5 protein-coding genes and 1 pseudogene are annotated in these 7,560 nt (G+C 50.1%); 2 read left to right on the top strand and 4 right to left on the bottom strand.

Annotated features, from left to right (window positions below; all coding sequences use genetic code 11):
• The 3 genes and pseudogenes from FBQ85_23115 to FBQ85_23105 form a co-directional block, all read right to left on the bottom strand.
• Positions 1 to 2,433: restriction endonuclease (locus FBQ85_23115; protein ID MDL1878034.1), on the bottom strand; the 2,433-nt coding region annotated here is incomplete at its 3' end.
• Positions 2,426 to 3,955 (bottom strand): annotated as a pseudogene (locus tag FBQ85_23110) (restriction endonuclease). The gene FBQ85_23115 and the pseudogene FBQ85_23110, both read right to left, overlap by 8 nt.
• Entirely contained in the window at positions 3,939 to 4,592 is a 654-nt protein-coding gene (locus tag FBQ85_23105; protein ID MDL1878033.1) for an SAM-dependent DNA methyltransferase, read from the bottom strand. The pseudogene FBQ85_23110 and the gene FBQ85_23105 overlap by 17 nt, the downstream one beginning before the upstream one ends.
• Positions 4,593 to 5,204: 612 nt before the next feature.
• Here FBQ85_23105 and FBQ85_23100 point away from each other — a divergent pair.
• Together FBQ85_23100 and FBQ85_23095 are read left to right on the top strand one after the other, a co-directional pair.
• The gene (locus FBQ85_23100) at positions 5,205 to 6,467 is read left to right on the top strand and encodes a GWxTD domain-containing protein (protein MDL1878032.1); all 1,263 of its coding nucleotides are present in this window, start codon (positions 5,205 to 5,207) and stop codon (positions 6,465 to 6,467) included.
• A 172-nt stretch (positions 6,468 to 6,639) separates the two neighbouring features.
• On the top strand, positions 6,640 to 6,846 hold the full coding sequence (locus tag FBQ85_23095; protein MDL1878031.1) for a hypothetical protein: 207 nt from the start codon (positions 6,640 to 6,642) through the stop codon (positions 6,844 to 6,846).
• Here the strand turns inward: FBQ85_23095 and FBQ85_23090 are convergent.
• A partial coding sequence (locus FBQ85_23090; protein ID MDL1878030.1) for a bifunctional homocysteine S-methyltransferase/methylenetetrahydrofolate reductase occupies positions 6,770 to 7,560 on the bottom strand: 791 nt, incomplete at its 5' end. The two genes, FBQ85_23095 and FBQ85_23090, sit on opposite strands and share 77 nt — an antisense overlap.

Raw genomic sequence — 7,560 nt, 5'->3', positions numbered from 1 at the left:
CTCGTGTTTATTGATGTCCAAATATGTCAGGCTGGCGTCTTCGTAACGTTTGAACTTGTAAACGGCGTCATTCATTAATGCGCTGTTGAAGACACCAAGGCTGACCAGTACTTCAAAATCCTTAACGCCCAAACCGGTGACTCTCTTGAACAGCCCCGGCTCCAACTGCGTGATGACATCCCGAAGGCTTCGTTCACGGTAATCGGTCAAATACATGAACAGTGGGATGCGAGTGGCAAATTTGATTAACTTTTCCTGAATCTGCTTGCGCATGCTCTTGTATTCTTTTTCTTCTTGCGTCAGTTCTTTTTTCTCTTTCGGCGTGAGTTCTTCGTCGTTTTTCTCCTTTCGCGCTTTCTTAACCGCCTCCGATTTGTTGATGATCGTCTCGATCTCCTGATTCAGGTTACGGAATCCTTCGATGCTCATCAGCGCCTTCATGGCCGCTTCGTTGTTCATCAGCCGCTGCAAGGTCCCATTGTCCACATTCACCAGCAAAGCGCTTTCCCAGCGCCGCGCCAGCAGGGTTGCGGAAGTTCCGCTCATGGCGATGTCCAGAATCCTCGCCGCGTCGATTTGCTTCATAGAGCTGCCGTCATAGGCCAGCACGGGCAAAAAATTGATAAACTCCTCAACTTTTTTTTCGGGGTTCGACTCCTCGACATTCAAACGGCAACTGTAATCCGCAATCTGCCGCAAAGCCCGCTCCGGCGCGAAATCAAAAACATAGCATTCTTCTTTGATGATCTGCTCATGGTTTGGCGCATTCCCGTCCGGATTCTTCACCGTCCATGGCGACTGAACGCGAAAAGCGGCCTGAAAGTAGGTTTCCGGACTGGAAGAATTGCGCAGCATGAAGATGCCCGTCCACGGCCTGACCGTAACCCCTGTAGTTAGCTTGCCACAAGACAATGTGATCGTCTTCGTTTTCAGAGGATCGCTCATGGCCTTCAGCACAGGCGGCAAAGCGTCTGCTCCAATTCCCGCACTGCTGCCTGCCGCCACAACGACTTGATAATCTCGATAAAAGCTGTTTTGCTTTTGCGCTAGCAAATTGCGCATGGCATAACAGGAAGCGACGCTGGGCAGGAACCAGAACGTATGCGAAAGCACATTCAACAAACGGACATCTGAAAACGGCAGAGGCGGTTTCTTCGCGCCCAGCTTCAGGTTGTCGATGTTGGCGGGCTGGAAAGCGCCACGAATCAAATCCAGCCACTTCTGTACTTCGTTCTCGTACTTGAATTTCGCGTCTTCATCGTTTCCCTGTGCCGAGAAAAATACATTCAAATCGAATTCGTCGAACTCGCCTTGCATTGCAATTTCTCGTATTGCGTCGGGCAATTGATATGTCATGAGCACCATGCGCGGCAAACAGGCGTATGGATTGCTCTCGCCTGACCAGTTTTGCTTGGCCCGCTGTTCATCGGAATAAGTCCAGTTAAAAATTTGCTCTTCGATGAACTCGCCCGAGGCAATGGCGCGAAACGGCGTACCGGACAGATAAAGATAGGCATTGGTTCTGATCGGCATAATCTCTTCGTCAAAGTCTTTCAGGCCAACACCCTCGCCGAACTCAATTTCTTTTTTGTCTTCCGCTTCGAATAGCTCTTTGGCATTTTCGCGCCAGGCCCCGTAATGGTATTCGTCGAGAATAACACAGTCCCATTTGGTTTTGTGAACCCATTCGTTTTTGGTTTTTATCCCTCCCGTGCTGGGGTTCCTGCCCATATAATCCAGAAATGAGCCGAAACAAACAAAAGGCTTACTCTCCTCGGCCTTGTCATAGGTTAGACCATCGCGCGAAATGAATTGCCAGCCTTCGAAATCAACATGCTGTTTCAAGTCGGATTCCCAGGCATCTTGCACTGCCGGTTTGAAAGTCATTACCAGCACCCTGCGCCAGCCCATCTTTTTAGCGAGTTGATAAGCGGCGAAGGTTTTGCCAAAGCGCATCTTGGCGTTCCACAGAAAATGTGGTGTCTTGTCCGGGTCTTCCCTTTGCGCCTGTTTAAAATAGGCCGCAGTCTTTTCCACCGCTTCGGCCTGCTCGGGGCGCATGGTGAAATTGAGCGCGCGGCTCTCCTCGTTCAGCTTCCTTTCACGCACGGCATTCACTGCCGCCTTCACTTTACTTACAGGGCAGGCAAACCACTCGCCTTCGGGGTTGTTGACACCTTGCTGACGCAACCAACGGTGTACTTCATGATCAGTAAACGAAGTGCCGTCATTGCGCATGGCCGTTTCTTCCAGCACGATGCGGTAGGGCGGCTTGCCTGGACGCAATATTGGGTACTGTTGCGCCACGCGCGTCTGCACATCGAGGGTGGTGTAGCCGACTTTCAGTAAACCTTCATATTGCGGGTTGGTGTCTTCATAGGCGTAGATGACGGGCTTGGAATCTGGTCGCGACGGGAAAAATTCTTTACTCATCGCTTGCCTCCATCGGGCGAACCATAGATTCTATAAAGGCGATTTCGTCGTTGGTTAATCCGTATTTCTTGTAGAGTTTTTCGTCGGTCCAAGTCTCGCTGAAATCTTGCATGGGTACAAACGCATAAACACCTCTTGCTGCGTGCTGTGTATTCTTTCTAAGCAAAACAAAGAATCTGAAAAATCGTGTTTGGATGTAGCTGATCACACTTCTGGCCTTTTTTTCTGAAGAATATGGGCCGATCACAAGATAAGTTTCTGTACAACAGGAGTTGGGTTCACCATAAAATGGTTTGTTTATTATCTGATGTGGAAAATCCTCCCCTGCACCATAAGCCATTGAGATATAAACTTTATGTTGTTCAATCCAGTCTTCGTTCTGCGTTACCGCATCTTTTTGCACGTAGCCAACGCCGCTGTTTGTGTAGATTTTGATGCTATTTTTGAACGGGTTGGGGTTACCATTGAAGAACGTTCTAAAGCCAAATGGTTTTTGAGTGCTCACATGCTGGCTAAAAGATTCCTCTTCTTTAGAAAGAACTTTTCTTAATATCTAAATAGATTCGTTATATCGGACAAAAACATTACTACCCTTTTCTAATAAAGGGCGTTTCATGACAGACACGCTTTTACCTCTAAGCGTTTTTATTTCACAGTCACCCTTATTATCCCTGTCCCACAAGAAATAGCAAACTCCACCTTTAATTTCGACCCCTGGAAAACATTCAGAAGAAACTGGATAATCAACCAGCCTTCTTATTCTTCTATCATTTAGCATTTCATCTCTGAATTCGTCTAAGCCACGACCTCCTGCGAACCATCTCGAAGGAACGATCATGGTTAAATATCTTGGATTTAGTTTCTTTGCCTGCTGAACAAATTTGTGATACAGTGGAATTGCTCCGCCTCTTGTTCTTGCATCTTCATTGCTATCTCCACCATCGCTCAACTGATACGGCGGATTGCCGACAATCACATCAAATTTCATGTCAAAAAAGTCCTCGAGTGTATCGGTATGAATGAATTGATAGGCGTGCGTTTCCAGTTCCTCCCCTCTGTCATACTTCTGCTGGCTCGCTCCACAGAAGGCGCAGCGCCCGTTTATCCAAGTGTGCTCGGTTCTTTCGAAGCGGATATTGCCCCTGGGGTCGTCAAAGGTTTCGCAGACCGAGTATTTGCCGTTGGCAGTCTTGGAGCAATAAACCGAACGGCGTGACAGCAAAGCGGTCAATTCGGTTATGCCTATACCAAATAGCTGTTTCCCGAAAATGTGATTAATGCGTTGCTGCCGCTCTGGAATTTCCTTTTCCAAACTGGCATCGAGTCGCTTGGCAATCTCGCGCAGAAACACGCCGGTTTTGCACACAGGATCGAGAAAAGTCACGCTTCGGTCACGCCAAATTTCCGGCGGCAGCAGATCAAGCATCTCATTGACCAACTTGGGCGGAGTAAAGACTTCGTCACTGCTCAAATTGGCCAGGCAGCTCAATATGTCGGGGTTATAGTTAGGCCTGTTCAACATCGCCAATCTCCAGAAAGCGCATTAGTGGATATTCCTTTTCCGGCCTCGGGATAAATACGCCCTCACCCAAATCCGAAATCACGGGCGGCTCATTCATGGATTCATGGAGCAGATTATGGAAGGTGAAATCGCGGCGTTTGAGCATGCTGCCGTTGACCGGTGACCATTCGGAAAAAACAATCGGCCGCGGGTTATCGTCCACCGTTTTGAGAGTGAGTGCATCACCCCAGATAATATTGCGCTCCAGAATATACTTGACCGCATTCCGGCATTCGTCTTTTGCTGTTGTTTTGTAAAGGCTGCTGTAAATGCGCTCAAAGATGCCAAAAAGGCGCTTGCGGCATTCTGCAACGTTATCCTGCAAAATATCGATGCCATAAATGCTGGAGACAGCAAGCACCGCATTGCGCTCAAATTCCAACTGGCTTTTGCGGTAGCGTTCTGTAACGACACGCAGCTTGCGTTCGAGAATTTCAGCCAGAAAATTCCCCGTCCCACAAGCAGGCTCCAGAAAACGCGATTCAATGCGTTCTGTCTCCTGCTTAACCAGATCGAGCATGGCGTTGACTTCCCGCTTGCGCGTAAAAACTTCGCCATGATTGGTCACACGATATTTTGAGACAACCTGTTTTTCTATTTCATTGGAGATAAGCAGCGAAATATATCGGGCGGCTATTTTGCCGTTTTTTCCAGAAGTTTTCTGGTATTGCACTTCCGTCCTGGCCATGCAGAGATTCCTTCTTGAGCAGTGAGTTCGAGCTTAAATTTCAAGTTGAATGAAGAAAGTTCAGGGAAAATCTATCTTACTCCATCCAAAGCTGTCCGAGTGTAATGCCGACCTGGCAACAGTAGCATTTCTGTCTAGGCTGTTTTTGAAGTGGGCTAAAATCCCGTTATATCTTCCCTGATGCGTTTGGGAGTTGTAGTGTTAGGTTTGTACCAACAGAACGGAAGGAGTGCGGGAGGGCAAAAGGGAGAGGCAAAATCTGGCGACAACAATGGCGGGGGCTTCGGCAAGCTCAGCCTGCGTCAGAATCAAATGTTTTTGCGTCGTGCGAATATTGCAGAAGCGTCACCAAGATTTCGGATATGAGAAATATAAAATTTCTCGCTGCGCTTTCGGCAGGGCATTTTCTTTGAACGTACACATGAAACATTTATCACAGTGGTACTCTCAACGTTTGATGGCCTCGCTTTAAACCCCTCGCGCCTCAAGCATAAGGACGTTTTCACCCGAAGGAGTCGGCTCTTGAAGACTTTCACTTTTTCATTGTTGTTTTCGCTGCTCACATTCGCCTCGGCGCAGGCGCAAGGTTATATTTTTGCCGCCACCGATCAGCCGGATTTTCGCTTCGAAACTTATAATCTCGGCGCGGCCGACACGGCGCAAAGCCGGTTGCAAGCGTTTGTCAGCATTATTTATGATGATCTGGAATTCGCGCCGGTCAGCGGCGGCTATGAAGCGAACTATGTCATCGCGCTCACCGTGTCCAATAAAGACGGGCAAGCTCTCACGCGCGATGAACTGACGGAACGTGTTCACCTCAACAGCCTGGCAGAAACGAATTCCAAGCGTACCTATAACTTTCATGATTTCGCGTTTGACTTGCCGCCGGGCGAGTATCAAGTCACGTGCGTGGTGACGGATCAGGTGAGCAAATCTTCCTCGCAAAAGATTCATTCGAAAAAACTGCGCGATTTCACCGCAGCAGCTGGGCCGCTTGAAATCAGCGAGGCCTTTCTCGCCGAGCAAGCGGTGCAAAGCGGCGAACGCAGCCTGATGATCCGTCCCGGACTTTATGAAAACACCACAGCGCCGAATCGCGAGGCATTCATTTACTTTGAAATTTATAACCACGTGCCGCAGGCGCCGGTGGTTTTGCGGCAAACGATCTTGAATCGCCAAAAGGAAAAGTTACTCGATCAACAGCGGGAATGGCCGCGCCAGGGCGGAAAACAATACGTCGTGCTGCCCATTTGGACCGATACGCTGCCCTACGGATCCTATGAAATCGTGATGGAGGTGCAAAGCGCAGGCATCCAAAAAACCGTTTCCACAAATTTGCGCGTGTCGTGGGACGGTATTCCCAGCACCGGCATTCATTTGGGGCAGGCGTTGCGCGTGGCGCAATCTGTCGCCACCGGTGAGGAGAAACTGGCCCTGGAAAAAGCTTTAATATCAGCCATCGCCGAGCAACGCCAGGCGTTGTCCACGTTCTGGGGCAAGCGCGATAAGAGTCCGGACACGGCTGAGAACGAAGCCATGACGGAGTTTTACCGGCGTTTTGAAATTGCCAATGAAAAATTCAGCGGGTCAAAGGAAGGCTGGCAAACCGATCGCGGCCAGACGTTTCTCAAATACGGCGCGCCGGATGAGATCGAGCTGTATTCCCGCGCCGCAGCCGCTCAGCCGTATCAACTTTGGCATTATCGCAAGCTCAACTGGACGTTTAAGTTCGTTGATGAGGAGGGTCTGGGAGAGTTCGAACTGGCGAGCCACGGGCAGAAATAACGCAACCAGCGTTCTCTTTGAAATAAAAATGGCGCTGCATTCGGAGCTTTATCGATCGAATGCGCGCCATTTGATTTTGGATTGATGATTGCGGAGTGCGGATTGGTTATTGGTTAACGGTTGTCTCGTTGTGAATTGGTGAATTGAATATCCGCTCCTTGCCTCTTGCCTCTTGCCCCTTGCCCCTTGCCTCTTGCCCCTTGCCTCTTGCCCCTTGCCTCTTGCCCCTTGCCTCTTGCCCCCTGCCTCTTGCCCCCTGCCTCTTGCCCCCTGCCTCTTGCCCCCTGCCTCTTGCCCCCTGCCTACTTGCTTCTTCTCACCAACCCTCTGCATTTTTCCACCAACTCCAAACACATTTCATAGCGCACAAATGGCGTGATGAGATAGATGCCGTTGAAATAATCCAACACGCTTTCGAGAATTTCGGCGGCGATGGTGACGCCTTCGCGCCGGGCGCGCTCGCCTTCAAAACGAAAAAGCCGTTTGCGGATTTTTTCCGGCACGCGAATGCCCGGCACTTCGTTGTGCAGAAAATCCGCGTTACGGCCGCTCACCAACGGCATGATGCCGATGAAGATGGGAATATCGAATTCGCGCGTGGCGTCGTAAATCTCTTTGGTCATACGCCAATCGAAAATCGGCTGGGTCATCACAAAATCCGCGCCCGCCTCGACTTTCTTGCGCAAGCGGCGAATCTGAGTATCGAGGCGCTCGACGTTGGGATTGAACGCCACGCCGATGGTGAAGCGCGCGCCTTGTTTCATGGCGCGCCCGGAAAATGCAATGCCTTGATTCATGCGCTTGATCATTTCAACCAGGCCAAAGGAATTCAGATCAAACACGGAAGTGGCGCCGGGCTGATCGCCGAATTTGGCGGGATCGCCGGTCAATGCCAGCACCGTGTGAATGCCGAGCGCATGCAGGCCCATCAATTCCGATTGCAGCCCCACGAGATTGCGGTCGCGGCAGGCAAGATGAATGATGAGCGGAATATCGACTTTTTGCTTAACGAGATAACCGAGCGCGAGATTGTTCATGCGCGTGATGCCGAGCGAGCAATCGGCCATGGTAAGCGCATCGACGCCGGCGCGCT

The sequence above is a fragment of the Cytophagia bacterium CHB2 genome (assembly GCA_030263535.1).
Lineage (GTDB): Bacteria > Zhuqueibacterota > Zhuqueibacteria > Zhuqueibacterales > Zhuqueibacteraceae > Coneutiohabitans.
This window is presented reverse-complemented; position numbering and strand designations above follow the sequence as displayed.